Origin of the sequence: Mycolicibacillus koreensis (assembly GCF_002104795.1) — a bacterium.
Taxonomy (GTDB): domain Bacteria; phylum Actinomycetota; class Actinomycetes; order Mycobacteriales; family Mycobacteriaceae; genus Mycobacterium; species Mycobacterium koreense.
In genome coordinates, this window is record NZ_NCXO01000001.1 from 78,883 (window position 1) to 104,663 (window position 25,781).

Genomic DNA, 25,781 nt, shown 5'->3' on the forward strand with positions numbered 1-25,781 from the left:
AAATCAGTCCGATCGGACGGGAGTGATACATGCAGTTGCTGGTGCGGCTGGCCGCAGCGGTCATGCCGTGGGTCACGGGCGTCTTCTATCGGTTGTTCTGGCCGTTGACCACCGCCCGGATGTGGGCGCTGATGGCGGTGCTGACCGTGCTGGCCGGGCTGGGGATGCTGTTCCCGGTGGCCCGCGACGGTGTCATCGCCGGGTTCGTCAGCCCCACGTTGGATCTCGACAGCGAGATCACCGACTACGACGCCGACTACCGGGTGGATGCTGACGGTACCCTGACCGCCACCGAGACCCTCACCGTCCGGCTGCCGGCCGGCCGCCACGGCATTTTCCGGTACTTCCCGGTCGGTCACCCCGCCGATCCGCACGTCCGCTCGGTGCCCACCGTGACCGAGGTCAGCCAGGACGGCCACCCCGCCGCGGTGCACTACTCGTGGAGCGACGACGGCCGCAGCTACATCGCCCAGATCGGTGACCGGCATTCCGTGCTGGCCCCCGGCAGCTACACCTACACAATCCGTTACCGGCTCACCTCGACGCTGATCGCCCCGCAGCCCGGCCACCTGCCCACCGAGCAGGGGCACAACCCCACCGCGCCGACGGCGACCTTTTTCCACAACGTGGTGGGGTATTGGCCGATGCGAACCCGCTCCGCGCACGTGCGGGTGAGCCTGCCCGGCCCGGCCGGGCTGGTCGGGTGCGCCGACGGGGCTTTCGGGTCCTGCACCGTCGACGGGGCCGGTACCGACCAGGTGAGCGTGAGCGCGGACAACCTGTTGAGCTACACCCCGCTGACCCTGCGGGTGGATTTGGCGGTGCCGCTGCCCGCCCAGAGCCAGCTGCCGTGGACGGAGCGTTACGACACGGTGCTGGGCCGGTCGCTGCCGCTGGTGGCGCTGGTGGCAGTGCTGGCGATGGCGGCGGCGGGCGGCGGCTACCTGTGGATGCGCCGCTCGCGCGAACCCGCGCCGGGGTTCCCGGTGCTCTACGCCCCGCCCCGCGGGCTGGGGCCCGCGCACTGCGCCTACCTGGTGGACGAAAGCGTCGGTGAGCACGCCCTGATCGCCACCCTGCTGTATCTGGCCGAGCGCCGGCTGGTGCGGCTGCAAGCCGTGGATGGGCAGCGCTGGGTGGTCACCGGGCTGGCCGACCCGGCCCGCTGGGCGCAGATCGACCCGGTCAGCCGGCAACTCGGCGAGCGGCTGGGCGTCACCGCCGTGGGCAATTCGCTGTTCGTCGACGGCGGGCCCGACGTCGCGGCTACGGTGTCGCGCGCCCGCGAGGCAATAGCCACCGACTGCCAGCAGTGGGCGCGTGAGCAGGGCATCGTCGCTCCCGCCGCGGGGGAGCGGGTCGGCCGGTTCGCGGTGATCGGCGCAGTGATCGTGGCGGTCATCGTGTTCGCCGGACTCGTGGGCCCGACCATGTGGGGTCTTCCGCCGGCCGCGTTCGCCATCGGCGGGATCGGGTTGCTGGCCACCGGAGTGGGGACCCGTCGCACCGACGCGGGCCGGGCGTGGTGGTCGCAGGCCGCCGGGTTCCGACGGCTTCTGGCCACCCCGTCGGCGGAGCGCCGGTTCGACTTCGCCGCCCGGACCGACCTGTACCTGGCCTACATCCCGTACGCGGTGGCGTTCGGGGTCGCCGACGCCTGGGCGGCGAAGTACCGGATGGCCACCGGGTGGGAGCCGCCGATCCCGCTGTGGTATCCGTTTGTGTGCGACGGCCCCCGATTCTTCGCAGCCAGCCTCGATAGTTTCAGTGCCACGGTCTCGTCGTCGCTGCGCAGTTACGGTCAGGCCACCTCCGCCGGCGCCGGTATGAGCTGGGGACGAGGCGGCGGGGGCGGCGGCGGCACCTGGTAAACCCGCCCGCCGGTTCACCGGTGCGGCGCCACAGTGAAGGAGACAACGACGATGTCCGCAACGATCGTGCTGATCGTGATCCTGGTGATCGTGATCGGGCTGGTCGGGTTCGGTGTCAGCGCGTTCAACGCGCTGCGCCAACTTGACGTGAAAGCGCAGGAGGCACTCGGCGGTATCGATGTGCAGTTGACCCGCCGCGCCGACCTCATCCCCAACCTGGTCAACACCGTCAAGGGCTACGCCACCCATGAGCGCGGGGTGTTCGAAGAGGTCACCGCGGCACGGGCCGGCGCAGCGCAGGCGGCCCACGGCGGCTCCGTCGAGCAGAAAGCCCAGGCGCAGGCCCGGTTGGACCGAGCGGTGTTCAACGTGCTCGCCGTCGCCGAGAACTACCCGGATCTGAAGGCCTCCACCAATTTCCTGCAATTGCAGGATCAGCTCACCGACACCGAGAACCAGTTGGCGTTCGCCCGTCAGTACTACAACGACGCGGTCGCCACGCTCAACCAGCGCGTCGTCACCATCCCCTGGATGTTCTTCGCCGGCGTCGCCGGCGTGGCCCAACGGGCGTTCTACCAGGCGCCGGAAGGCCAACAGGCCCCGCCGCAGGTGCAGTTCTGAGCGGTCGGGGAGTGCTGCCGACCGCGGCGACCCGGCTGTTGGGCATCACCGACCCGGTGGTGTGTGCGCCGATGGCCGCGGTCACCGGCGGCCGGTTGGCCGCCGCGGTCAGCCGCGCCGGGGGTCTCGGGCTTCTCGGCGGTGGCTACGGCGACCCGCGGTGGCTGCGTGAGCAGTTCGCACTCGCCGGCGACACCCCGGTGGGCTGCGGGTTCATCACCTGGGCGCTGACCGAGCGTCCCGAGGTGTTGACGCTGGCGCTGGCGCACGATCCGGTGGCGGTGATGCTCTCGTTCGGCGACCCGGCGCCGTTCGCGGCGAGGATCATCGACTCCGGCGCCCGGTTGATCTGTCAGGTGCAGACCCTGGCCCACGCGCAGCGGGCCCTGCAGGTCGGTGCCGACGTGCTGGTCGCTCAGGGCAGCGAAGCCGGCGGGCACGGCTACGGTGCTCGCTCGACGATGACCCTGGTCCCCGAGGTCGTCGACCTGGTCGCCGCCCGCGGTCTCGACACCCCGGTGCTCGCTGCCGGCGGGATCGGCGACGGGCGGGGGCTGGCGGCGGCGTTGATGCTCGGTGCGTCCGGGGTGCTGTGCGGCACAAGGTTTTTCACTGCTGTCGAGGCGTTGAGTGCTCCCGCGGCGCGCGACCGGGTGGTCGCCGCCGACGGTGACACCACCTGCCGCACCGGGGTGTACGACGTGGTGCGCGGCTACCGGTGGCCCCCCGGGCACACGATGAGCGTGCTGCGCAACGCGTTCACCGAACGGTGGCACGGCGACGAATCCGGACTGCAGACCGCCGGTGCGAGCGTGGCCGCGCAGTACCGCACTGCGGTGGCCGGCGACGACTACCGCATCGCCAATGTCACCGCCGGGCAGGCGGCCGGTGTCATCCGGTCCGCGGCGCCGGCGGGCCAGATCGTCACCGAGATGGTCACCGGGGCCGCGGCGCTGCTGGGCCACTGAACCAGTCTGCCCGCCGCGGCCCGCCCGGTCGCTACACCCCGGTGCGCCACCCGGGCAGCATCTTGGGGCGCACCAGATACCGGGTGTCGGGCAATCCCAGCGTGCTGTTTTTGGTGTTGGTCGCCAGCGGCGCCAGCGGAGCGCCGACCGGGCCCAACATCGCGTTGGACGTGGTCGCGGTGCTCGGTGTCGCCACGGCCAGCGGAGCCGCATTACCGGCGGTCACCCCCCAGGCCGGCGGCACCGACAATGGTCCCAGCGTCCCGGCGCGAGCCAGACCGGCGGTGACCGTGCCCGCCATCCGGGGCGCCGCGGAGCTGACGCCGCCGGCCGCACCGGCGACGCCCCCGGTGGCCGCGCCGGCCCCGGCCGTGCCCAGGGCCCCGGCCGCCCCGGTCGCCAGTGCGCCTTTGGCCAGCCCCGCCGCGCCCACCACAAATCCCAGGCTGGAGGCGACGGTGCGGACGTGACTGCCGGTCTCGGAGGCGAACCGCGACAGCCAATTGAACTGGTCCCACGGCCCGGTCGGCGGCGTGGACTCCGCGGCGGTGGATGCTGCCGCCGTCACCGGCACGGCGCGTGCGGCACCGGTGTCGGCGCCCCGGCCGCCCCGCGTCGGCGGGGACCAGCTCGGCAGCACCGTGGCGGCGGTCGATGCGGTGGCGTAGGCGTGCATGGCGGCGGCGTTCTGCGCCCACATCGCGGTGTAGTGGGCCTCGGTCGCCGCGATCGCGGTGGCGTTCTGCCCCAGCAGGTTCGTGGCGATCAGGGTGGCGTTCAACGCCCGGTTGGCGGCGATCACCGGTGGAGCGACGGTGGCGGCGCGCGCCGTCTCGTAGGCGTTGGCCGCCGCGTGGGCCTGCAGCGCGGTCTGCTCGGCGTGCCCGGCGGTCAGCTGCAACCAGCCGGTGTAGCCGGCCAGGGCCTGCGCCGCGGTCATGGCCGTCGGGCCGCGCCACGCACCGAGCAACTCGACGGCGATCGCGTGGTATCCGGCGGCGGCGGTGGACAGTTCGGCGGCCACCGCCGACCAGGCCGAGGCAGCCGCCAGCAGCGGTGCCGACCCGGGGCCGGTGTAGAGGCGGGTGGCGTTGATCTCCGGGGGGAGGGCGGCGAAGCTCATCACCGGGCCTCCATTGCAGGCAGGGGTGTACACATGGGGTTTCTCCTCGCGGATTCGGTACGGAACCCGTCGCGCGAGCGCAGCCGGTGACGCCGTGACCGAGGCCGGGACGTCACGAGCCGCGGCGATCACCTCGCGACGGCAGGGGGGACACGCGTTCGCCGATGCGAACGCGGCAGGTAAAGGCGCCCGGTGCGACCACCGCGCGCTGACCGATCAGCGCCGCAGAATGCAGAACCGGGTGAGCTGATGGCGCCCGTCGCGGGGCGTGGCGGGTCTCGCCTCCTGGCGCGCCCCCGGACGGGTGGTCACGGCGACGGCGACCGCCGGAGGCGGGGCGGAATGCCCGAGGACCGAGGCCCGCAGCCGCGGCGGCGCGGTCCTGGTGGGCTGGGCCGAGTCGACCGCCCTGTCGGTGTGCGGCGTGGTGTCGTCGTTGAGGTCGGCCGGGGCAGGGGCGGCGATCGTCGGCGCCGCCACCACGGCTTGGGCCCGCGCCAGCGCGTAGCCCAGCGCGCCGGCCCACACGCTGACCACAAGGGAGAGCACCGCGGCCAATTGCCGCCACGTCTTGCGCTGCGCCCCGTTCACGATGGCGCCAGTTTAGCAGTATCCCGGCAGGTCAGCGGCTTCGACGGTGACGGCCACGATCGGCAGCGCGGTGTTCACCGCGGTGACCGGGGTGCCCAGGGTCCGCTCCAGCACCTCGCGAAACCGCGCCCAGGCCCGCGGATGGGCTTCGATGTAGGCGGCCAGCGCCCGGTCGGCCTCCGGTTGGGGCAGCCGGTGGGCGGTGGCCGGCGCGGGGGCGTGGCTGCCCACGGTCACCCGCACCCGCGGGTCGGCGGTGATGTTGCGGAACCACTGGGCTTTCTCCCCGAACCCGGAGGCCACCAGATACCGGCCCGGTTCGGGACGCCCGAGGACTTCGAGCACCACGTAGCGGGGCAGGCCGCTGCGGCGGCCGCGGTGCTCGAGCATCAGCAGCCGCGGGCCCAGCAGCGCGCCGAGTCGGGCGCGGTACAGCCAGATCGGCGCTCGCATCACCGGCGCCGTGCGCAGCAGCGCGGTGGCGGCGGCGACCAGGGGTGAACGAGCCATCAGCATCCTCCTTCGACGGTGGCCGCGGCCGGTACCCCCGGCGCGCGTGTCGGGCTCAGGCGGCGGTGTCGGCGCACCTCGTAGGCCGCCAGCAGGACCCCGAACGCGGCGATACCCGCCGACACCAGTGCCAGCGCCGGGCTGACGCGCCCGGTGACCGCGTCACCGAAGAGCACCAGCGCCGCGGTACCCGGTGTCAGGCCGACCACGGTGGCCACCGTGTAGGGCCGCACGCGGATTCCCGACGCCCCGGCGGCGTAGTTGATCACCGAGAACGGCACCGCCGGGATCAGCCGCAACGCCAGCACCGCCGCCCAGCCGCGCTCACGCAGCCGAGCCCGCAGCACGGTCAGCCGTTCACCGGTAGCCACCCCATCGAGCCGCCACCCGGTGGCGCGCACCAACAGCAGAGCCAACAGTGCGCTGGCGGTGCTCGCCGTCACCGCGAGCAGCACACCCAACCCTGCGCCGAACAGCAGCCCGGCGGCGAGGGTGAACACCGTGCGGGGAAACGGTGCGACCGTCACCACGACGTGAGCGAGGAAGAACACCACCGCGAACCACGGGCCGGCCGCACCCACCCAGTCGCGCACCTGCAACGCGGTCGGCACCGGCACGGCCACCACCACCGCCACGACCGCGGCGGCCACCGCGGCCATCACCGCCAGACGCCGGGCGCTCAGCTGCCCGGCGGTGCTCAACAGCGTTGCCCAGATCGCCCGCAGCTGGGTGGTGGCCACGTCGCCAGGGTACGGTCCGCGGACCGGGAGCAAGGCCCCCGGTAGGCCGGTGCGGCGATAAATTAGCCTGGTTGACATCGGAACGGTCGCCGGGAGGCCGACCAGGTCATCACAACAGGAGTCGCCGGTGTCAGTTGAGGTACCCGCCGAACAGGCCGACCTGGAGCAGTCGCGCGCCCGGTGGCGGCGCGGGGTGGCCGGGGTGCTGGCGAAGAGTCTGCGCTGCGAGCCCGACGAACTCGGCGACGAGCCGGAACGCAAGCTCGACACCCCCACCTACGAGGGGTTCGCGATCCGTCCGCTCTACACCGCGCTCGACGAGCGGCCGGAACCGCCGCTGCCCGGGGTGTGGCCGTTCACCCGCGGCGGCGATGCGCTGCGCGACGTCAAATCCGGCTGGAAAGTCGCCGAGGTCTTCCCGGTCGAGCCCGGCACTGCGGCCGACAACGACGCCGTGCTCGGAGCCCTCGCCGACGGGGTCAGCGCGCTGGTGCTGCGCATCGGCGCCGACGGCGTTCCCGCCGATCAGGTCACGACGTTGCTCGACGGGGTCTATCTGGACCTGATGCCGGTGCTCATCGCCGACGCCGGGCCCGGCGACTACACCACGGTCGCCGACGTGCTGATCGGTCTGGTCGAGGCGCTGCCCGCCGAGCAGCGGCGCACCCTGGCGATCGATGTGGGCGCCGACCCGCTCACCGCAGCGATCAGCGGGCGCCCCGCACCGGAATTGGCGGAACTGACGGCGGTGGCCGCGCGGCTGCCCGCCGGGATGCGTGCGATCACCATCGACGGCGCAGCGCTGCACAACCGCGGCGCCAACGCCAGCTGGGAGCTGGGGGCGGCGATCGCCGCGGCGGTGGCCTACCTGCGGGCGCTCACCGAGGCGGGTCTGTCGGTCGAAGCGGCGCTGAGGCAGATCAGTTTCCGGTTCGCCGCCGACGACGACCAGTTCCTCACCATCGCCAAGCTGCGGGCCGCCCGCCAGCTGTGGGCCCGGGTCGCCGAGGTACTCGGGGTTCCCGACGCCGGCGCCGCCACCTGCCACGTGGAGACGTCCCGGGCGATGATGACCCAACGCGACCCCTGGGTGAACATGCTGCGCACCACGCTGGCGGCGTTCGGCGCCGGCATCGGCGGGGCCGACACGGTGCTGGTGCGCCCCTTCGATGCGGAGATACCGGGCGGGTACCCCGACACCCCGACGAGCTTCTCGCGCCGCATGGCCCGCAACACCCAACTGCTGCTGCTCGAGGAATCCCACCTGGGCCAGGTGCTCGACCCGGCCGGCGGGTCGTGGTTCGTCGAAGACCTCACCGCCCGCCTCGCCGAATCGGGATGGGAGCACTTCACCGACCTCGAGGCCCGGGGCGGCTTCGAGGCGGCCCGCGATCACCTGCTCGCCGAGGTCGACGCCGTCGCCGAGCGCCGCGGCGGCGACATCGCCCACCGGCGCACCGCGATCACCGGGGTCAACGAGTACCCGAACCTGGCGGAGCAGCCGCTGCCGACCACCGGAGGTGACCCGGCCGTGCGCCGCTACTCCGCCGGTTTCGAGGCGCTGCGCGACCGCTCCGATGCGCGGCTGGACGACAGCGGGGCACGCCCGCAGGTGCTGCTGCTGCCGCTGGGGCCGCTGGCCGAACACAACGTGCGCGCAACGTTTTCGACGAACCTGTTGGCGGCCGGCGGGATCGAGGCGATCAACCCGGGCACCGTCACCGCCGAGGGTGTGGCCGCCGCCGTCGCGGACGCCGGTAGCCCGCCGGTGGCGGTGCTGTGCGGCACCGACACCCGCTACGGCCAGGAGGCCGCGGCCGTGGTAGCCGCCGCCCGCGCCGCGGGCGTCGACCACATCTGTCTGGCCGGACCGGCCAGCGCCGTCGCCGACGCCGACCCTGCACCTGACGCCTATCTGACCGCGAAAATCGATGCGGTCGAGGTGTTGTCGAGCCTGCTCAGCCGATTGGGAGCCTAGCCGCGATGACCACCAGCACCACCCGGATCCCCAGTTTCGCCGACACCGCGCTGCACGGCGACGGTCGCACCGACCCGGTCACCCCCGCCGCCGTCGCCGAGCATGTGGCCGCCGCTGCCGCCGCGCACGGCTACACCGGTGAGCAACTCGACTGGCACACCCCGGAGAACATCGCCGTGCGCCCGGTCTACACCGCCGCCGACCGTGACGCCGCGGTCGCCGACGGCTACCCGCTGCACAGCGTGCCCGGGGAGGCGCCGTACCTGCGGGGGCCTTACCCGACGATGTATGTCAACCAGCCGTGGACGATCCGCCAGTACGCCGGATTCTCCACCGCCGCGGACTCCAACGCGTTCTACCGACGCAACCTGGCCGCCGGTCAGAAGGGGCTGTCGGTCGCCTTCGACCTGGCCACCCACCGCGGGTACGACTCCGACCATCCGCGGGTGCAGGGCGATGTCGGGATGGCCGGGGTGGCCATCGACTCCATCCTGGACATGCGCGAACTGTTCGACGGGATCGACCTGGGCGCGGTCAGTGTGTCGATGACGATGAACGGTGCGGTGCTGCCGATCCTGGCGCTGTATGTCGTGGCCGCCGAGGAGCAGGGGGTGCCGCCGGAGAAGCTGGCCGGGACCATCCAGAACGACATCCTCAAAGAGTTCATGGTCCGCAACACCTACATCTATCCGCCGAAGCCGTCGATGCGGATCATCTCCGACATCTTCGCCTACACCAGCGCGAAGATGCCGAAGTTCAACTCGATCTCGATCTCCGGCTATCACATCCAAGAAGCCGGTGCCACAGCGGATCTGGAGCTCGCCTACACGCTGGCCGACGGTGTGGACTACATCAAGGCGGGCCTCGACGCCGGGCTGGACATCGACAAGTTCGCGCCCCGGCTGTCGTTCTTCTGGGGTATCGGGATGAACTTCTTCATGGAGGTCGCCAAGCTGCGCGCCGGGCGGTTGCTGTGGAGCGAACTGGTCGGTGAATTCGCGCCGAAAAACCCCAAATCGCTGTCGCTGCGCACCCATTCGCAGACGTCGGGGTGGTCGCTGACCGCCCAGGACCCGTTCAACAACGTGGCCCGCACCTGTGTGGAGGCGATGGCCGCCACCCAGGGGCACACCCAGTCGTTGCACACGAACGCCCTCGACGAGGCGCTGGCGCTGCCCACCGACTTCTCCGCCCGCATCGCCCGCAACACCCAGCTGCTGCTGCAGCAGGAGTCGGGCACCACCCGCCCGATCGACCCGTGGGCCGGGTCCTATTACGTGGAGTGGCTCACCCACCAGTTGGCGCAGCGGGCACGCGCCCACATCGAGGAGGTCACCGAGCTCGGCGGAATGGCCCAGGCGATCAGCGACGGCATCCCCAAAATGCGCATCGAGGAGGCCGCCGCGCGCACTCAGGCCCGCATCGACTCCGGTCAGCAGCCCCTGATCGGCGTCAACAAATACCAGGTCACCGAGGACCGCGAGATCGAGGTGCTCAAGGTCGAGAACTCCCGGGTGCGCGCCGAGCAGCTGGCCAAGCTCGAGCGGCTGCGCGCCGACCGTGACGAGGACGCCTGCCGAGCCGCTCTCGAGGAACTGACCCGGGCGGCGGCGGCCACCGGCCCGGCCGGAGACGACGGGTTGGGCAACAACCTGATGGCACTGGCCATCGACGCCGCCCGCGCCAAGGCGACCCTCGGGGAGATCTCCGATGCCCTGGAGAAGGTCTATGGTCGCCACCAGGCCGAGATCCGCACCATCTCCGGGGTGTACCGCGACGAGGTCGGAGGAGGGCACGCCGTGACCCCGCTGTCCACGGTCACCGAACTGGTGGCGAGATTCGCCGAGGCCGACGGGCGCCGCCCGCGCATCCTGGTCGCCAAGATGGGTCAGGACGGCCACGACCGGGGCCAGAAGGTGATCGCGACCGCCTTCGCCGACATCGGTTTCGACGTCGACGTCGGTGCATTGTTCTCCACCCCCGACGAGGTTGCCCGCCAGGCCGCCGACAACGACGTTCACGTCGTCGGGGTGTCCTCCCTGGCGGCCGGGCACCTGACGCTGGTGCCGGCGCTGCGCCAGGCGCTGGCCGACGTGGGCCGCCCCGACATCATGATCGTCGTCGGCGGGGTCATCCCACCGGGAGACTTCGACGAACTCTACGCCGCCGGGGCGACCGCGATCTTCCCTCCGGGCACCGTGATCTCCGACGCCGCAAGCGATTTGCTGCACAAACTGGCCGAGGGTCTCGGATACGACCTGACCGACTGAAGTAGGTGGCAGACATCGCAGCACGCGTCGAGACCGTCGCCGAGCGGGCGGCGGCGATCCGCGCCGGGGACCGCGCCGCCTTGGCGCGGGCCATCACCCGGGTTGAGTCCACCCGCGCCGACCACCGTGACGACGCCCAGCAGCTGCTGCTGGAGCTGGCCGCCGACGCCGGGCGTGCCCAGCACGTCGGGATCACCGGGGTGCCCGGGGTCGGCAAGTCCACCACGATCGAGGCGCTGGGAATGCACCTCATCGACCAGGGGATGCGGGTGGCGGTGCTGGCGGTCGACCCGTCCTCGACCCGCACCGGCGGATCCATCCTCGGCGACAAGACCCGCATGCAGCGCCTCGCCACCCATCCGGACGCCTACATCCGGCCGTCGCCGACCTCGGGCACCCTCGGCGGGGTCGCCCGCGCCACCCGGGAGACCATCGTGCTGCTGGAGGCGGCCGGTTTCGACGTCATCCTGGTCGAGACCGTCGGGGTCGGCCAGTCGGAGGTCACGGTGGCCGGCATGGTCGACACGTTCGTGTTCCTCACCCTCGCGCGCACCGGTGACCAGCTGCAGGGCATCAAAAAAGGGGTGTTGGAGCTGGCCGACGTCGTCGTGGTCAACAAGGCCGACGGCGACCATCTGCCGGAGGCGCGGATGGCCGCCCGGGAACTCTCCGGAGCGCTGCGACTGATCTATCCCCGCGAAACCCTGTGGCGGCCCCCGGTATTGACGATGAGCGCGCTGGAGGGCACCGGGGTGGCCGAGCTGTGGCAGACCGTGCAACGCCACCGCCAGGTCCTCACCGAGGCCGGCGAGTTCGACACCCGCCGACGCCGCCAGCAGGTCGAGTGGACCTGGGAGTTGGTGCGCGACACGGTGGTCGACCGGGTGCTCTCCCATCCGGGGGTGCGGGGTCGGCGCGCCGAGTTGGAGAACCAGGTGCTGGCCGGGGAACTCACCCCGGTGCTTGCCGCTGAGCAAATCCTGCGGATCGCAGCGGGCTAACAGTTAGATAACTTCACTTTTGTTTGCCGCCAGACGGCGTACATTCGGTGATATGGGCCACAATTCACCGCGTCGTAACGCCGATCGACCCGGACTTCCGCGTGGGGTGAGCGGTGCCGCGGACCCGCGCTTCTCCGCCGCCGTGCGGTTGTTCACCGCGATGTTCCCGGGCCGCCCGTTCGGCGGCGGTGCGCTCACCGTCTACCTGCACGGACAACCCGTCGTCGACGTCTGGACCGGGTTCTCCGACCGGCGCGGCCGGGTGAGGTGGGGGGAGAACACCGCGGCGATGGTGTTCTCCGGAACGAAAGGCATGGCCGCCACCGTTATTCACCGCCTCGCCGACCGCGGCCTGATCGATTACGACACCCCGGTCGCCGAATACTGGCCGGCGTTCGCGGCCAACGGCAAGGGGGCTCTGACGGTGCGCGACATGCTGCGTCACCGTGCCGGGCTCGACCATCTGCAGGGGGTGAGCAACGCCGAATTGCTGGACCACCAACTGATGGAACAGCGCATTGCTGCAGCCGCCCCGGGGCGCCATCTGGGCAAACCCGCCTACCATGCGTTGACGTTCGGGTGGCTACTGTCGGGGCTGGCCCGAGCGGTGACCGGCAAGGGCATGGGGGAGTTGGTGCGCAGCGAACTCGCCGAGCCGCTGGACACCGACGGGCTGTATCTGGGTCGGCCCCCGGCCGACGCCCCGACCGAGGTGGCGCGCATCGTCATGCCCCAGCGGGGGATGACGATGCCGTTGATGGGCCGGATGGTGCCGGGACTGGCGGCCCGCTCCGGATCGCGGGCGCTCGGCGCGATCTACTTCCCCGGGTTGGTCTCCTCGGTGCAGGGGGTGATCCCGCTGCTGGACACCGAGGCCCCGGCGGTCAACGGGGTGGCCACCGCCCGTGGGCTGGCCCGCATGTACGGCGCGATCGCCAACGGTGGGCGCCTCGACGGCACCGAGTTCCTCTCGGCGAACCGGACGGCCGCGCTCTCCGGGCGGACCCGCCTGCGCGCCGACGGCAACCTGGTGCTGCCGCTGCCGTTCCACCTCGGCTACCACGCCGCGCCGCTGGGGGTGCTGCCCGGCTTCGGCCACGTCGGGCTGGGCGGCTCGGCGGGCTGGGCCGACCCGGCCACCGGGGTGGGGTTCGGCTTCGTGCACAACCGGCTGCTGACGCCGTTCGTGCTCTCCGACCACGCCGGGTTCGTCGCCCTGGGCAACCTGATCCGCCGCGCGGCGGCCGGGCTGCACGAGCGTGACATCACCGCGGTGAGCCGCTTCGGCGCACCGTTTCGCCGCGTCGACGCGGCCGCCGGCTGAGGTTCTGGTCAGCACCGCCGACAATGGTCTAGGGTTTACCCAAGTCACGGTTGGAGAAATGCCGGACCCGACAGTCCCCACAGGTCGACGGTAGAGGAGTCACCACAGCATGAGCATCGCCGAACGCAGCACGCAGACCATCTGGGAGGGCCCGCTGGCCTCCGGGACCGGCACCTTCGCCAACAGCAGCAGCACCGTGCTCGACGGCCAGCAGGTGACGTGGGCGGCGCGCACCGAGGCCCCCGGCGGCAAGACCTCCCCGGAAGAACTCGCCGCGGCGGCGCACTCGTCGTGCTTTTCGATGGCGCTCTCACTGAAGTTGGGGGAGAACAAGACTCCGCCGCAGCGCCTCGAGGTCACCGCGACGGTCACCCTCGACGAGGTAGACGGCGCCCCGACGATCACCACGTCGGCGTTGACCGTGCGCGCCCAGGTGCCCGACATCGACAAGGACACCTTCGCCTCGGTGGTCGACGAGGCCGCCGCGCTCTGCCCGGTGTCGCGGCTGTTCGCCGGCGCGACGATCACCGTCGACGCGCAGCTCGCCTGAGGACACCGCGCCGATGTCCGCTGACACCGCCGACACCGCGCTGTCGGTGATCCTGGAACGCGAACACCACGAGATCGACGCCGGGATCGAGCAATTCCTCACCGCCCTCGGCGACGGCACGGTGAACCCCGAGCCGTTGACGAGTGCGCTGGAGGCGCTGCGCCGGCACATCTACCTCGAAGAGGTGCTGCTGTTCCCGCCGCTGCGAGTGGGCGGGCTGATGATGCCGATCATGGTGATGATCCGTGAGCACGGCGAGATGTGGCACCTGATGGAGGCTCTCGACGCCGGGCTGGCCGACGCGGCCACGCCCGACGAACTGGGGCAGACCTGCCGACAGCTCATGGAGCTGCTGGAGCGGCACAACTCCAAGGAGGAGCCGGTCATCTACCCGCACGCCGACGCCGACATGCCGCCGCAGGCCGACACCAAGGTACGCAAGTTCCTCGACGGCGGCACCACCCCGGATGGGTGGGTCTGCCAGCAGGCCGCGGTCGGCTGACCCGTCGTCGGGTGCCGCGTCCCGCCGGCGCTGATAGCGTGAGCCGATGCACACCAGGGTCGCCGACTTGCTCGGCGTGGAGTACCCGATCTGCGCCTTCAGCCACTGCCGCGACGTGGTCGCCGCGGTCACCAACGCCGGCGGCTTCGGCGTGCTCGGCGCGGTCGCGCACAGCCCCGAGCGTCTCGACACCGAGCTGACCTGGATCGAACAGCAGACCGGCGGCAAGCCCTACGGGGTGGATCTGTTGTTGCCGCCGAAGTACGTCGGCGCCGAGCGCGGTGGACTCGACGCCGACGCGGTGGCAGCGCTGCTGCCGGCCGAGCACCGGGCGTTCGTCGACGAGATCCTGCAGCGCTACCAGATCCCGCCGGTGCCGGAAAGGACACCGATCGGCGGGCTCAACGTCTCCCCGAAGGGATATGAGCCGCTGCTGGAAGTCGCCTTCTCCCACGACATCCGGCTGATCGCCAGCGCACTCGGCCCGCCGCCGCCGGATGTGGTGGCCCGTGCCCACGAGCGTGACGTGGCGGTGGCCGCACTCGCCGGCACCGTCGACCATGCCCGCCGCCACGCGGCCGCCGGGGTGGATCTGATCGTCGCCCAGGGTGGGGAGGCCGGCGGGCACACCGGCGAGGTCGCCACGATGGTGCTGGTGCCCGAGGTCGTCGACGCCGTCGCCCCGGTGCCGGTGCTCGCCGCCGGCGGCATCGCCGGGGGACGACAGATGGCGGCCGCCCTGGCCCTCGGCGCCGAGGGGATCTGGTGCGGGTCGGTGTGGCTGACCACCGACGAGGCCGAGACCCCGCCGGCGGTCAAGGAGAAATTCCTCACCGCCGGGTCGACCGACACGGTGCGGTCGCGCTCCCTGACCGGGAAACCGGCGCGGATGCTACGCACGGCCTGGACCGACGAGTGGGAACGGCCCGATCGCCCCGACCCGTTGGGCATGCCGCTGCAGAACGCCCTGGTCGCCGAGTCCCAACGGGCGATCACCCGCGCCGCGGGACGCCCCGGAACCCGCGCCGACGAGCTGGCCACCTACTTCGTCGGGCAGGTGGTCGGCGCCCTCGACCGGGTGCGCCCGGCCCGGTCGGTGGTGCTGGAGATGATCTCGGAGTTCATCGACGCCGTGCAGCGCCTCGACGGGATGCTCGACGACGACGCGCCCTGAGCGTTTCCCGGCGGTCAGCCGGCACTGTCCTCCAGCCGGAATCCGACCTTCATCGTCACCTGGAAGTGCCCGACCTCGCCGTCGCTGAGGTGCCCGCGGATCGAGGACACCTCGAACCAGTTGAGGCCGCGCATCGTCGCGGCCGCGCGGCCCAGCCCGTTGCGAATCGCCGCGTCCACCCCGTCCGGGGAGCTGCCCACGATCTCGATGACCCGGTAGGTGTTGTCGTTCATCGTCGTCCCGCTTTCTGTCCGGCCACTTGTCGGGCCCCCGTGCCCGCAGGATAGGGTGCCCGCGCCGCCGGTGGCGCCGGATCGTAGAATCGAGGATCAGCGGCGTCGATCCGGCCATCACCGGGGAGCCTTCGGAAGAACAGTCGGGCACCGCCCGGCCAAGTAGACCCGGACGGGTAGGCCCGTGACAGCCGTGATCAAGCGGTCACACCGGGACGGGTCCCGGTGCGACAAGCGGGGTGGTACCGCGGCGACCACGCAGGCGTGGCGTCGTCCCCGCGCCGAGTGACGCGAGGCGCAGGAGACGACAAAGCGGTGCGAACAGACCAGGCCGGCGGCGCCGGCTACCCGAAACTGAGCGGCGGCAGCCCGGATTTCCCGACGTTGGAGACCGAGGTCCTCGACTACTGGGCCGCCGACGACACCTTCCGCGCCAGCATCGCCCGCCGGGCCGACGCCGAGGAGTACGTCTTCTACGACGGCCCGCCGTTCGCCAACGGGCTGCCGCACTACGGGCATCTGCTCACCGGCTACGTCAAGGACATCGTGCCGCGCTACCGGACCATGCGCGGCTACAAGGTGGAGCGCCGATTCGGATGGGACACCCACGGGCTGCCCGCCGAACTGGAGGTGGAGCGCCAACTCGGCATCACCGACAAATCCCAGATCGACACGATGGGCATCGCCGCGTTCAACGCCGCCTGCCGCGAGTCGGTGCTGCGCTACACCGACGAGTGGCGTGCCTACGTGACCCGCCAAGCCCGCTGGGTGGACTTCGACAACGACTACAAGACGCTGGACCCGACGTTCATGGAGTCGGTGATCTGGGCGTTCAAACAGCTCTACGACAAGGGCCTGGCCTACCAGGGCTACCGGGTCCTGCCGTACTGCTGGCGTGACGAGACACCGCTGTCCAACCACGAACTGCGGATGGACGACGACGTCTACCAGAGCCGCCAGGACCCCGCGTTGACCGTCGGGTTCCGCCTCGCCGACGATCCCGCCGCCGGCGAGCTGGCCGGCGCCCACCTGCTGGTGTGGACGACCACCCCGTGGACGTTGCCGTCCAACCAGGCGGTGGCGGTCGGCCCCCAGATCGACTACGTGCAGGTCGCGGTCGGCGAGCACCGTTACGTGCTGGCCGCCGAACGCCTCGGCGCCTACGCGCGCGAACTGGGGGAGGAGCCCGAGGTGCTGGCGCGGCTGCGCGGCGCCGACCTGATCGGGTTGCGCTACCTGCCGCCGTTCCCGTTCTTCGCCGATACGCGGCCCTCGTTCACCGTGCTCGGCGCCGACTTCGTCTCCACCGAGGACGGCACCGGGTTGGTGCACCTGGCCCCGGCCTACGGTGAGGACGACAAGGCCACCACCGACCCGGCCGGGATCACCCCGGTCACCCCGGTCGACGCGCGGGGCCGCTTCGATGACACCGTGCCCGCCTACGCCGGCCAGCACGTGTTCGACGCCAACAAGGCGATCATCGCCGACCTGAAGAACGGCACGGGCCCGGCCGCGGAGGGCGGCGCGGTGCTGGTGCGTCACGAAACCTATGAGCACCCCTACCCGCACTGCTGGCGATGCCGAAACCCGTTGATCTACAAGGCGGTGTCGTCGTGGTTCATCAAGGTCACCGAATTCAAGGATCGGATGGTGGAGCTCAACGAGAGCATCACCTGGCATCCCGACCACGTCAAACACGGCCAGTTCGGCAAATGGCTTGCCGGTGCCCGGGACTGGTCGATCTCGCGGAACCGCTACTGGGGGACGCCGATCCCGGTGTGGGTCAGCGATGACCCCGCCCACCCGAGGGTTGACGTCTACGGCAGCCTCGATGAACTCGAAGCCGACTTCGGGGTGCGTCCGGACAACCTGCACCGGCCCTACATCGACGAGTTGACCCGGCCCAACCCCGACGACCCGAGCGGTCGTGCGGTGATGCGGCGCATCCCCGACGTGCTCGACGTGTGGTTCGACTCCGGCTCGATGCCGTTCGCGCAGGTGCACTACCCGTTCGAGAACGCCGACTGGTTCGACGGCGGGGGCCCGCGGAGCGCCGAGGCCCACTTCCCCGGGGATTTCATCGTCGAATACATCGGCCAGACCCGCGGCTGGTTCTACACCCTGCATGTTCTGGCCACCGCGCTGTTCGACCGTCCGGCATTCAAAACCTGTGTCGCCCACGGCATCGTTCTCGGATCCGACGGGCAGAAGATGAGTAAGTCGTTGCGTAACTACCCGGATGTCTCCGAGGTGTTCGACCGCGACGGCTCCGACGCCATGCGATGGTTTTTGATGTCCTCGCCGATCCTGCGCGGCGGCAACCTGGTCGTCACCGAGGCGGGCATCCGCGAGGGGGTGCGCCAGGTGATGCTGCCGCTGGCCAACGCCTACAGTTTCCTGGCGCTGTATGCGCCCCGGCCGGGTCGCTGGCGCACCGACTCGACCCACGTGCTCGACCGCTACATCCTGGCGAAGCTGGCCGCGCTGCGCGACGAGCTCACCGCACGACTCGATGAGTGCGACATCTCCGGGGCGTGTGAGCGGCTGCGCAACTTCACCGACGCGTTGACCAACTGGTATGTGCGCCGGTCGCGTTCGCGGTTCTGGACCGAGGACGCCGACGCCATCGACACGCTGCACACCGTGCTGGAGGTCACCGCACGTCTGGCCGCACCGCTGCTTCCACTGACCACCGAGGTGATCTGGCGGGGCCTGACCGGACAGCGGTCGGTGCACCTGACCGACTGGCCGTCGGCCCTGCCGGGTGACCTGGCGCTGGTGGCCGCGATGGACCAGGTGCGTGACGTCTGCTCGACCGCGTCGTCGCTGCGCAAGGCCAAGAAGCTGCGGGTGCGTCTGCCGCTACCCAAACTGACTGTGGCGGTAGATGATCCATCCAGCCTGGAACCGTTCGTGGGCCTGATCGCCGACGAGCTCAACATCAAGACCGTGGAGCTCACCGATGACATCGCCGGCTACGGCCGTTTCGAGCTCACCGTCAACGCCCGCGTCGCCGGACCCAGGCTGGGCCGCGACGTGCAGGCCGCGATCAAGGCCGTCAAGGCCGGTGAGGCCGTCCTCGCCGACGACGGCACGCTGCACGCCGGGCCGGCCGTGCTGCAGCCCGGCGAGTTCGAGACCCGGCTGGTCGCCGCCGACCCGGAATTCACCGCCGCGCTGCCCGCGGGCACCGGATTGGTGGTGCTCGACGCCACCGTCACCCCGGAGTTGGAGGCCGAGGGGTGGGCCAAGGACCGGATCCGCGAGTTGCAGGATCTGCGCAAATCCACCGGCCTGGAGGTCTCCGACCGGATCACGGTGGTGATGGCGGTGCCGCAGGCGCGCGCGCAGACCGCGGCCACCCACCGTGACCTGATCGCCGGGGAGATCCTGGCCACCGAGTTCACCTTCGCCGATCCGGGTCCCGATGCCGTCGAGATCGGCGACGGCGTGCGGGTGGCGATCCGCCGGGCGTGACCGCCTTGGCCGTGACCGCCTTAGCATGGCTGGTGTGGCCGCCCGCTGGGTTCTGCATCTGGACATGGACGCGTTTTTCGCCTCCGTGGAGCAGCTGACCCGCCCCACTCTGCGGGGCCGGCCGGTGCTGGTCGGTGGCCTCGGCGGACGCGGCGTGGTGGCCGGCGCCAGTTACGAGGCACGGGTGTTCGGGGCCCGTTCGGCCATGCCGATGCACCAGGCCCGCCGGCTGGTCGGGGCGGCCGCGGTGGTGCTGCCCCCGCGCGGCACGGTGTACCGCATCGCCAGTCGCCGTGTCTTCGACACCGTGCGCCAACTCATCCCGGTCGTCGAGCAGCTCTCCTTCGACGAGGGGTTCGGCGAACCCGCTGAACTGATCGGTGCCGATGTCGCCGCGGTCCGACGCTTCGGCGCCGACCTGCGCGCGCGGGTGCGCGCCGACACCGGCCTGATCGCCTCGGTGGGGGCGGGGTCGGGAAAACAGGTCGCCAAGATCGCCTCCGATCTGGCCAAACCCGACGGGCTGACGGTGGTGGACCCGACCGAGGAACTGGCACTGTTGCATTCGCTGCCGGTTCGCCGGCTGTGGGGTATCGGGCCGGTGGCCGAGGAGAAACTGCATCGTCTCGGTGTGGACACCATCGGCGCACTGGCGGCGCTGACCGACGCCGAAGTCGCCGACATCCTCGGTGCCACGACCGGTCCGGCGCTGCACCGGCTGGCGTGCGGCATCGACGAGCGGCCGGTGGCCGAACGGGCCGAGGCCAAACAGATCAGCGCCGAATCCACCTTCGCCGCCGACCTGACCACCCTCAGCGCACTGCACGAGGTGATCGGCCCGATCGCCGAACACGCCCACCGCCGGCTGTGCCGGGACGGCCGCGGTGCGCGCACGGTGACGGTGAAGCTGCGCAAGGCCGACATGGACATCCTGACCCGCTCGGCGACGCTGCCGTACGCCACCACCGAGGTGGCCACCCTGATCGGTGCGGCCCGTCGGCTGCTGCTCGACCCGCAGCAGATCGGCCCGATCCGGCTTCTCGGGGTGGGCTTCTCCGGACTGAGCGAGGTGCGTCAGGAGTCACTGTTCCCGGGGCTGGAACTAGGGGAGATCCCGCACACGCAGGCGGCGCCGGTCGTCGCGGCCGCTGCGGCGGCCCCGCCCGAGACCGACGCCCGGTGGCGCATCGGCGATGACGTGACGCACCCGCAGTTCGGGCACGGCTGGGTGCAGGGTGCCGGGCACGGGCGGGTGACGGTGCGCTTCGAGACCCGGGCTTCGGGGCCGGGACCGGCGCGCACCCTGGCCGTCGACGACCCCGACCTGGTCCCCGCCGACCCGGTGGCCAGCCTGGACTGGCCCGCGCAGTACCTCACCGAGGCGTGAATGCCGCGCCGAAATTGCGTGTCGGGCACCCCCTCCGGCGGTGTTAGCGTCAGATCCATGGTCAAAAAGATGGTGCGGATCGGTGTCGTGGCAATCGCGGCCGGGGCCGTGGCGGTGTCGGCCGCCGGTGTCTCCGGGGCCTGGCCGACCACCGTCACCCCGGAGATGCAGCGGTACATCGACAACGCCCGCGGCGCCGGCGCCACCGGTGACGACGACGCGCTGCTGACCCAGGGCTACCTGGCCTGCCATGTGCTCTACACCGGCCAGGGGGTGGCGGCTGCGGAGGCGGCCACCAGCGCGGCGGTGGTCGGCGCGGCGCGCGGCACGCTGTGCACCCAGGCCCCGGGCTGAGCGATTCCCTGCGGTCACGCAGCGTCGGGATTAGCGACCGATCCATCCCAACGATTTCACTTGCGGCCCACTATCTGTTGCGGTACAAGATATTCCAGGAAAATTCTGCCCCGCCGTAGCTCATCGATTCCCGGCAGTTCCCAATCACTGTCGATGAATATGCGACGGGCTCCCCTTGGCGTACACACCCACCAGGCGAGGCAACGTTGTCCGTTCGCTAGTTCAACCTTCGCGCTTTTCGCACACGATCAACGAACTGTCGTCCGTCGTCCGTCAGCCCCCACCGAGCGGGGCCGTAATGACTCTCGGGAGTAATAGCCTCCGGTGACGGCGGCTCGCCTGGTCCGACGTAAATAGCATTCTTTGCGGGGCCAAGGTAGGCGAGCATTCCGTCGGAGATCAGATAGTCCAGCAACAGAGCCTGGCTCGTGTCCAAGACAACTTCTGTCTGATCTGGGTGGTTCACAAAGCGATCGATGACTCTTCGTTCGAGGTCGCCGTATCTGCTTGCGAGGATGCTCAGGTTCGCCTTGTAGGCGAGCACTGACTGCCTGTCGATCTCGCCCCCAGTGATTCGTGAGTGACAGATGGCGCACACGAGGATCAGGTTCTCGAAGGAGTGCTCCCGAATCTTGGCCCAATCCTCTATGTGGTGAATCTGCAATCCCGAGGTAGCACGGCATGTCGGGATTGCGCATCGATGCCCAGCCTCAACGCGCACTGCTCGATCGATGGCCCGAGGAATGGCCGGCCGCGCAGCATTCATCGTTAGATCCTCGTTCCCGGCACCTAGACGTTGTGGTAAACCCGGATCACGCCCTGCTCGCTTCCAGGCGTTGTCCTAGCAAATCGCCTCATCCTGCTAGATAAAATCGCATTCATCCTGCTAGATAATGGGTCCGCCCGATTGTCTACCCCCACCGCCCGATCGCCTCGGCCACCGGCGTGCCGGCGGCCAGCGCCGCCATCACCAGCACCCGGGCCTGCGACGGGCGCAGTCGGGGCACCAGCACCGCCCCCGCGTCCAACAAGGCGTGCCCCGGTGCGTAGCGGGGCTCCACCCCGCCGTGGGGCACCCGGGTGGACACCGCCACCGCCACCCCGGCCGCACAGTGCCGCGCGACCGCCTCGATGACCGGCGGCCCGGCGTTGCCGGTTCCCAACGCCTCCAACACCAGCCCGCGCGCCCCGGCGGCCACCCCGGCGTCCAGCGCCGTGCCGTCCGCGCCGGGGTACAGCGCGACGATGTCGACCCGCGGCGGGTCCACCGCCCCGCGCAGCTGCGGACGGGTCTTGGCCGCGGTGAACTCGACCGCGCCGTCGCGCACCGCGCCGATCACCGGACCGGCGAACCCGACCAGCTCGGTGGTGGTGGTCTTCACCACCCCCAGCGGGGCCAGCACCAGACCGGCGAAACACACCAGCACCCCGCGCCCGGCGGCCTCGGGGCTGGCGGCCACCGCCAGGGCGTCGCGCAGGTTGCCCGGGCCGTCGGCATCGGGGGCGGCGCCGCTGCGCTGCGCGCCGGTCACCACCACCGGGGCCGCACCGGTGTAGGTCAGCTCCAGCCACAGCGCGGTCTCCTCCAGGCTGTCGGTGCCGTGGGTGACCACCACCCCGCCGGTCTCGGCCGCGACGCTCACCGCCGTGCCGATCCGCCGCCAGTCGGCCGGGGACATCGCGGCGCTGTCGCGGGCCATCAGATCGGTGACCACCACGTCGAGCCCCGGGGGGGCCACCCCCGCCACCAGATCCGCACCCGACCGGGTCGGGCGCAGCACCCCGTGCCCGTCGTCGCTGGTGGCGATCGTTCCTCCGGTGGTGATGACGGTGACGGTGGCCATGGCCCGATCATCCACCACGGCGCCCGAGCGGATTGACCTTAGGGGATGATGGGGGACGTGGCGGATGAACACACAGACTCCCTCGAGCCGACGGCGGCGCCGCCCGACGAGCCCGCCAAGCCGCCGCGACGGCTGAAACTGCTGCTCTCGGTGGCCGCGGTGGTGCTGCTCATCGACGTCGTCACCAAGGTGCTGGCGGTGCGGCTGCTCACCCCGGGCCAGCCGGTGCCGATCATCGGGGACACCGTCACCTGGACGTTGGTGCGCAACTCCGGGGCGGCGTTCTCGATGGCGACCGGCTACACCTGGCTGCTGACCCTGATCGCGACCGGAGTGGTGGTCGGCATCATCTGGATGGGCCGGCGGCTGGTGTCGCCGTGGTGGGCGATCGGGCTGGGCATGATCCTCGGCGGCGCGATGGGCAACCTGGTCGACCGGTTCTTCCGGGCGCCGGGACCGCTGCAGGGCCACGTGGTGGACTTCCTGTCGGTCGGCTGGTGGCCGGTGTTCAACGTCGCCGACCCCGCCGTGGTCGGCGGCGCGATCCTGCTCGTCGCGCTCTCCCTGTTCGGCTTCGACTTCGACACCGTCGGGCGGCAGAAGGCCGACACACCCCGATGACCCAGCGGGCGATGCCGGTCCCGGAGGGTCTGGCCGGTCTGCGGGTCGACGCGGGGCTGGCACGGCTGCTCGGGCTGTCGCGCACCGCGGTGGCCACCCTCGCCGAGACCGGCGCGGTCGAACTCGACGGCGCCCCGGCGGGCAAATCCGACCGGCTCGTCGCCGGGGCGTGGCTGCAGGTGCAGTTGCCCGAGCCGGCCGCACCGCCGCAGAACACCCCGACCGAGGTGGAGGGGATGCGGATCCTCTACGCCGACGACGATCTCGTCGCCGTCGACAAACCCGCCGGGGTGGCCGCGCACGCCTCGGTCGGCTGGACCGGGCCGACCGTGCTCGGCGGGTTGGCCGCCGCCGGGTTCCGGATCACCACCTCCGGGGCGCCGGAGCGGCAGGGGGTGGTGCAGCGCCTCGACGTGGGCACCTCGGGAGTGATGGTGGTGGCGCTGTCCGAGCGTGCCTACAGCGCGCTCAAGCGGGCGTTCAAGGCGCGCACCGTCGACAAGCGCTACCACGCGCTGGTACAGGGCCACCCGGACCCGTCCAGCGGCACCATCGACGCCCCGATCGGCCGTCACCGCGGCCACGACTGGAAATTCGCGGTCACCGCGAACGGCCGGCCCAGCCTCACCCACTACGACACCCTGGAGGCGTTCGTCGCCGCCAGCCTGCTCGACGTGCACCTGGAGACCGGCCGCACCCACCAGATCCGGGTGCATTTCGCCGCGTTGCACCACCCGTGCTGCGGCGACCTCACCTACGGCGCGGACCCGCGGCTGGCCGGCCGGCTGGGCCTGGAACGCCAGTGGCTGCATGCCGTGTCGCTGGCGTTCACCCACCCCGCCGACGGTCGCCGCGTGGAGATCACCAGCGAATACCCCGACGATCTGCAGCACGCCCTCGACGTGCTGCGCGCCGCGCACTGACCGACACGCTCAGCGGGGGCCGGGTTTGTGGGCCTCGACGAGCACCCGGGTGGCGTGGGCGACGAACGGCCCGCCGGCGGTGAGGCGTTCGTGCAGGTCGCGCAGCCGCGCCCGGTCGGCCTCGACGTCGAAGTCGGGCACCAGCCAGATCACCTTGCGCAGGTAGTAGACGACGGCGCCGACGTCGAAGAACTCCATCCGCAGCCGCTGCAGGCTTGCCCGCTCGACGGTGAGCCCGGCGGCGGTGGCCGCCGCCGTCTCGGCGGTCGGGTCCCGGTGCGCACCGAAGTCCGGTTGCGGCACCCGGAAGAACTCGATGAGCTCGCGCGCGGTGCCCGGGCCCACATGCTGGGCGAAGTAACCCCCGCCGGGACGCAGCACCCGGGCGATCTCGGTCCACCACACCTCGTTGGGGTGACGGCTGCACACCAGGTCGAAGGCATTGTCGGCGAACGGCAGCGGCGGACGGTCGGCGGTGACCACCACCACCCCGCGCCGATGCAGCAGTGCGGTGGCACGCTCGGCATTGGGTGGCCACCCCTCGGTGGCCGCCATGGTGGGCGGCAGTGTGGGCACCCCCGCCAGCACCTCCCCGCCGCCGGTCTGCAGATCCACCGCGGCGGTCACCGTCGCCAGCCGCGCGCCGAGTGCCCGCTGATAACCCCACGGCGGGCGTTCCTCGGTGGCCCGTCCGGCCAGCCAGGTGAAATCCCAGCCGTCGACCGGTGCCGCAGCCGCCTCGGCGACCAGGTCCTCGAAGCGCATCCCGCCGGCGGCGCTCACCGGGTCAGGCAGCGGAAGGCGTTGCCGTAGAAGTCGACGGCGGCCTCACCGTGATGTTCCCAGTACTGGACGCCGGTACGGGTGTAGCGGGAGCCGCTGGCCGCAGGCTCGATGAACGCGACCTCACGGTCGCCCTGCCAGGTGAGCACCACGACGGCCGGATCCAGGTCGTTGTAGAACGCCACCTCCAGCGGCGACACCGGTTCCTCGTCGCTGCCGCGGCAGCGGTCGAACACCGCCGCCGCGTCGGGGGCCACGGCCGGATCGGTGATCGCCACCTCGGCCAGCCGCGTCCGATACGCCTCGCGCAGACAGTCGGTGACCGCCGCGGGCACCCCGGGACGCTGGGCGCAGTCGTTCCGCTGCGCGGTCCACCCGCGCTGCGCCGCGGCCAGCCCCTCGGTATCGGGTCGCTGCCGGGCTAGCCGGTAGGTCTCGGCGAGCCGGTCGTTGAGGGCGGCCAACTGCGGATCCGCGCAAATCACCTCGGTCACCGCCGGACCCGCCGACTCGGTGGCGCAGTCGATGTCCAAGGCGGCGGCCGGGTCCGGCTCCGGCGACGAGCAGCCGGCCAACACCGCCGCGGCCGCCAGCAGCGGTGCGGCGAGCGCCCGGATCACTGGCCCGACGGCGACTGCGGCGGCCTGATCTTGAACGAGATCCGCAGTTTGGTGCGGTAGGTGATCTTGCCTTCCTCGTCGAGGGCCATGTCCTGCTCGACGACTTCGGCAACCCGCACGTCGTGGATGGTGTGCTGGGCTCGCCGCACGGCCTCGGCCGCGGCGTCCTCCCACGACACCGTGGACGTGCCGATCAACTCGGTGACCTTGTACACACTCATGCCTGCCTCCTCAGCTTCACGAACACCCAAGCTAGAACAGCGGGGCCGGTGCTGTCTGGCCAACCCCCGATCTGCTCGGTCGGACACCGGCGCGA

25 protein-coding genes are annotated in these 25,781 nt (G+C 71.2%); 15 read left to right on the top strand and 10 right to left on the bottom strand.

Annotation, left to right across the window (positions count from 1 at the left end; all coding sequences use genetic code 11):
- Positions 1-29: 29 nt before the first annotated feature.
- Genes B8W67_RS00390 through B8W67_RS00400 form a run of 3 tightly spaced genes read left to right on the top strand, consistent with a single transcriptional unit; the run spans position 30 to position 3,460 of the window.
- Complete coding sequence (locus B8W67_RS00390) at positions 30-1,871, top strand: DUF2207 domain-containing protein (RefSeq protein WP_085301749.1); 1,842 nt, start codon at positions 30-32, stop codon at positions 1,869-1,871.
- A gap of 51 nt (positions 1,872-1,922) precedes the next feature.
- Positions 1,923-2,492, top strand: coding sequence for a LemA family protein (locus tag B8W67_RS00395; RefSeq protein WP_085301751.1), 570 nt, complete (start codon positions 1,923-1,925; stop codon positions 2,490-2,492).
- A gap of 11 nt (positions 2,493-2,503) precedes the next feature.
- Complete coding sequence (locus tag B8W67_RS00400; protein WP_085301753.1) at positions 2,504-3,460, top strand: NAD(P)H-dependent flavin oxidoreductase; 957 nt, start codon at positions 2,504-2,506, stop codon at positions 3,458-3,460.
- A gap of 31 nt (positions 3,461-3,491) precedes the next feature.
- On the opposite strand, the gene B8W67_RS00405 is transcribed toward B8W67_RS00400, so the two are convergent.
- The 4 genes from B8W67_RS00405 to B8W67_RS00420 form a co-directional block, all read right to left on the bottom strand.
- The gene (locus B8W67_RS00405; RefSeq protein WP_085301755.1) at positions 3,492-4,583 is read right to left on the bottom strand and encodes a PPE family protein; all 1,092 of its coding nucleotides are present in this window, start codon (positions 4,581-4,583) and stop codon (positions 3,492-3,494) included.
- 216 nt (positions 4,584-4,799) lie between these two features.
- Positions 4,800-5,174 carry a hypothetical protein gene (locus B8W67_RS00410; RefSeq protein WP_069392014.1) on the bottom strand — a complete coding sequence of 125 codons (375 nt, stop codon included), beginning with the start codon at positions 5,172-5,174 and terminating at the stop codon, positions 4,800-4,802.
- Between the two features lie 12 nt (positions 5,175-5,186).
- Positions 5,187-5,684 (bottom strand): nitroreductase family deazaflavin-dependent oxidoreductase, encoded by a 498-nt coding sequence (locus B8W67_RS00415; RefSeq protein WP_085301866.1) that lies wholly within the window; start codon positions 5,682-5,684, stop codon positions 5,187-5,189.
- Positions 5,684-6,424 (bottom strand): TVP38/TMEM64 family protein, encoded by a 741-nt coding sequence (locus B8W67_RS00420; RefSeq protein WP_234793875.1) that lies wholly within the window; start codon positions 6,422-6,424, stop codon positions 5,684-5,686. Before B8W67_RS00420 ends, B8W67_RS00415 begins: the two co-directional genes overlap by 1 nt.
- A 127-nt stretch (positions 6,425-6,551) precedes the next feature.
- Here B8W67_RS00420 and mutA point away from each other — a divergent pair, with 127 nt between their 5' ends.
- The 7 genes from mutA to B8W67_RS00455 all read left to right on the top strand — a co-directional run bounded on the left by mutA (position 6,552) and on the right by B8W67_RS00455 (position 15,223).
- Positions 6,552-8,402, top strand: a complete 1,851-nt coding sequence (gene mutA / locus B8W67_RS00425) for a methylmalonyl-CoA mutase small subunit (protein WP_069392016.1) — start codon at positions 6,552-6,554, stop codon at positions 8,400-8,402.
- A gap of 5 nt (positions 8,403-8,407) precedes the next feature.
- A complete protein-coding gene (scpA, locus tag B8W67_RS00430; RefSeq protein ID WP_069392017.1) occupies positions 8,408-10,672 on the top strand; it encodes a methylmalonyl-CoA mutase in 2,265 nt (754 codons plus the stop codon).
- Between the two features lie 14 nt (positions 10,673-10,686).
- On the top strand, positions 10,687-11,673 hold the full coding sequence (gene meaB, locus B8W67_RS00435) for a methylmalonyl Co-A mutase-associated GTPase MeaB (RefSeq protein ID WP_069392045.1): 987 nt from the start codon (positions 10,687-10,689) through the stop codon (positions 11,671-11,673).
- A gap of 106 nt (positions 11,674-11,779) precedes the next feature.
- Positions 11,780-12,997: an esterase/beta-lactamase LipL gene (gene lipL, locus B8W67_RS00440; RefSeq protein WP_069392018.1), complete on the top strand. Its 1,218-nt coding sequence runs from the start codon at positions 11,780-11,782 to the stop codon at positions 12,995-12,997.
- 109 nt (positions 12,998-13,106) lie between these two features.
- Positions 13,107-13,547: an OsmC family peroxiredoxin gene (locus B8W67_RS00445; protein ID WP_069392019.1), complete on the top strand. Its 441-nt coding sequence runs from the start codon at positions 13,107-13,109 to the stop codon at positions 13,545-13,547.
- A gap of 13 nt (positions 13,548-13,560) precedes the next feature.
- The gene (locus tag B8W67_RS00450; protein ID WP_085301757.1) at positions 13,561-14,049 is read left to right on the top strand and encodes a hemerythrin domain-containing protein; all 489 of its coding nucleotides are present in this window, start codon (positions 13,561-13,563) and stop codon (positions 14,047-14,049) included.
- Positions 14,050-14,095: 46 nt separating this feature from the next.
- Positions 14,096-15,223, top strand: a complete 1,128-nt coding sequence (locus B8W67_RS00455; protein ID WP_069392021.1) for an NAD(P)H-dependent flavin oxidoreductase — start codon at positions 14,096-14,098, stop codon at positions 15,221-15,223.
- Between the two features lie 14 nt (positions 15,224-15,237).
- On the opposite strand, the gene B8W67_RS00460 is transcribed toward B8W67_RS00455, so the two are convergent.
- Positions 15,238-15,456: a dodecin gene (locus B8W67_RS00460; protein WP_085301759.1), complete on the bottom strand. Its 219-nt coding sequence runs from the start codon at positions 15,454-15,456 to the stop codon at positions 15,238-15,240.
- A gap of 315 nt (positions 15,457-15,771) precedes the next feature.
- Between B8W67_RS00460 and ileS the strand changes: the two genes are divergently transcribed.
- From ileS to B8W67_RS00475, 3 genes are read left to right on the top strand one after another with little or no spacing between them, the layout of a single operon-like run.
- Positions 15,772-18,933 carry an isoleucine--tRNA ligase gene (ileS, locus tag B8W67_RS00465; RefSeq protein WP_069392023.1) on the top strand — a complete coding sequence of 1,054 codons (3,162 nt, stop codon included), beginning with the start codon at positions 15,772-15,774 and terminating at the stop codon, positions 18,931-18,933.
- A 34-nt stretch (positions 18,934-18,967) separates the two neighbouring features.
- Positions 18,968-20,320: a DNA polymerase IV gene (locus tag B8W67_RS00470; RefSeq protein ID WP_084228727.1), complete on the top strand. Its 1,353-nt coding sequence runs from the start codon at positions 18,968-18,970 to the stop codon at positions 20,318-20,320.
- 57 nt (positions 20,321-20,377) lie between these two features.
- A complete protein-coding gene (locus B8W67_RS00475) occupies positions 20,378-20,674 on the top strand; it encodes a hypothetical protein (protein WP_069392025.1) in 297 nt (98 codons plus the stop codon).
- A gap of 217 nt (positions 20,675-20,891) precedes the next feature.
- On the opposite strand, the gene B8W67_RS21480 is transcribed toward B8W67_RS00475, so the two are convergent.
- Positions 20,892-21,440: an HNH endonuclease gene (locus tag B8W67_RS21480; protein ID WP_085301761.1), complete on the bottom strand. Its 549-nt coding sequence runs from the start codon at positions 21,438-21,440 to the stop codon at positions 20,892-20,894.
- Between the two features lie 145 nt (positions 21,441-21,585).
- Positions 21,586-22,518 carry an asparaginase gene (locus tag B8W67_RS00485; RefSeq protein ID WP_069392270.1) on the bottom strand — a complete coding sequence of 311 codons (933 nt, stop codon included), beginning with the start codon at positions 22,516-22,518 and terminating at the stop codon, positions 21,586-21,588.
- A gap of 57 nt (positions 22,519-22,575) precedes the next feature.
- Here B8W67_RS00485 and lspA point away from each other — a divergent pair, with 57 nt between their 5' ends.
- The gene (gene lspA, locus B8W67_RS00490) at positions 22,576-23,139 is read left to right on the top strand and encodes a signal peptidase II (RefSeq protein ID WP_372507470.1); all 564 of its coding nucleotides are present in this window, start codon (positions 22,576-22,578) and stop codon (positions 23,137-23,139) included.
- Positions 23,136-24,062: an RluA family pseudouridine synthase gene (locus B8W67_RS00495; RefSeq protein WP_085301763.1), complete on the top strand. Its 927-nt coding sequence runs from the start codon at positions 23,136-23,138 to the stop codon at positions 24,060-24,062. The genes lspA and B8W67_RS00495 overlap by 4 nt, the downstream gene beginning before the upstream one ends.
- Before the next feature lie 9 nt (positions 24,063-24,071).
- On the opposite strand, the gene B8W67_RS00500 is transcribed toward B8W67_RS00495, so the two are convergent.
- The 3 genes from B8W67_RS00500 to B8W67_RS00510 are packed head-to-tail and all read right to left on the bottom strand — an operon-like array spanning position 24,072 to position 25,686.
- Positions 24,072-24,827: a class I SAM-dependent methyltransferase gene (locus B8W67_RS00500; protein ID WP_085301868.1), complete on the bottom strand. Its 756-nt coding sequence runs from the start codon at positions 24,825-24,827 to the stop codon at positions 24,072-24,074.
- A 14-nt stretch (positions 24,828-24,841) separates the two neighbouring features.
- Complete coding sequence (locus B8W67_RS00505) at positions 24,842-25,465, bottom strand: MliC family protein (protein ID WP_085301765.1); 624 nt, start codon at positions 25,463-25,465, stop codon at positions 24,842-24,844.
- Positions 25,462-25,686, bottom strand: coding sequence for a dodecin family protein (locus B8W67_RS00510; protein WP_069392274.1), 225 nt, complete (start codon positions 25,684-25,686; stop codon positions 25,462-25,464). Before B8W67_RS00510 ends, B8W67_RS00505 begins: the two co-directional genes overlap by 4 nt.
- Between the last annotated feature and the right edge of the window lie 95 nt (positions 25,687-25,781).

Coding starts and splice junctions, on each gene's coding strand:
- B8W67_RS00390 (WP_085301749.1), top strand. CDS start 30: ATGCAGTTGCTGGTGCGGCTGGCCGCAGCGGTCATGCCGTGGGTCACG.
- B8W67_RS00395 (WP_085301751.1), top strand. CDS start 1,923: ATGTCCGCAACGATCGTGCTGATCGTGATCCTGGTGATCGTGATCGGG.
- B8W67_RS00405 (WP_085301755.1), bottom strand. CDS start 4,583: ATGAGCTTCGCCGCCCTCCCCCCGGAGATCAACGCCACCCGCCTCTAC.
- B8W67_RS00415 (WP_085301866.1), bottom strand. CDS start 5,684: ATGGCTCGTTCACCCCTGGTCGCCGCCGCCACCGCGCTGCTGCGCACG.
- scpA (WP_069392017.1), top strand. CDS start 8,408: ATGACCACCAGCACCACCCGGATCCCCAGTTTCGCCGACACCGCGCTG.
- B8W67_RS00445 (WP_069392019.1), top strand. CDS start 13,107: ATGAGCATCGCCGAACGCAGCACGCAGACCATCTGGGAGGGCCCGCTG.
- B8W67_RS00450 (WP_085301757.1), top strand. CDS start 13,561: ATGTCCGCTGACACCGCCGACACCGCGCTGTCGGTGATCCTGGAACGC.
- B8W67_RS00455 (WP_069392021.1), top strand. CDS start 14,096: ATGCACACCAGGGTCGCCGACTTGCTCGGCGTGGAGTACCCGATCTGC.
- B8W67_RS00460 (WP_085301759.1), bottom strand. CDS start 15,456: ATGAACGACAACACCTACCGGGTCATCGAGATCGTGGGCAGCTCCCCG.
- B8W67_RS00475 (WP_069392025.1), top strand. CDS start 20,378: ATGGTCAAAAAGATGGTGCGGATCGGTGTCGTGGCAATCGCGGCCGGG.
- B8W67_RS21480 (WP_085301761.1), bottom strand. CDS start 21,440: ATGAATGCTGCGCGGCCGGCCATTCCTCGGGCCATCGATCGAGCAGTG.
- B8W67_RS00485 (WP_069392270.1), bottom strand. CDS start 22,518: ATGGCCACCGTCACCGTCATCACCACCGGAGGAACGATCGCCACCAGC.
- B8W67_RS00495 (WP_085301763.1), top strand. CDS start 23,136: ATGACCCAGCGGGCGATGCCGGTCCCGGAGGGTCTGGCCGGTCTGCGG.
- B8W67_RS00500 (WP_085301868.1), bottom strand. CDS start 24,827: ATGCGCTTCGAGGACCTGGTCGCCGAGGCGGCTGCGGCACCGGTCGAC.
- B8W67_RS00510 (WP_069392274.1), bottom strand. CDS start 25,686: ATGAGTGTGTACAAGGTCACCGAGTTGATCGGCACGTCCACGGTGTCG.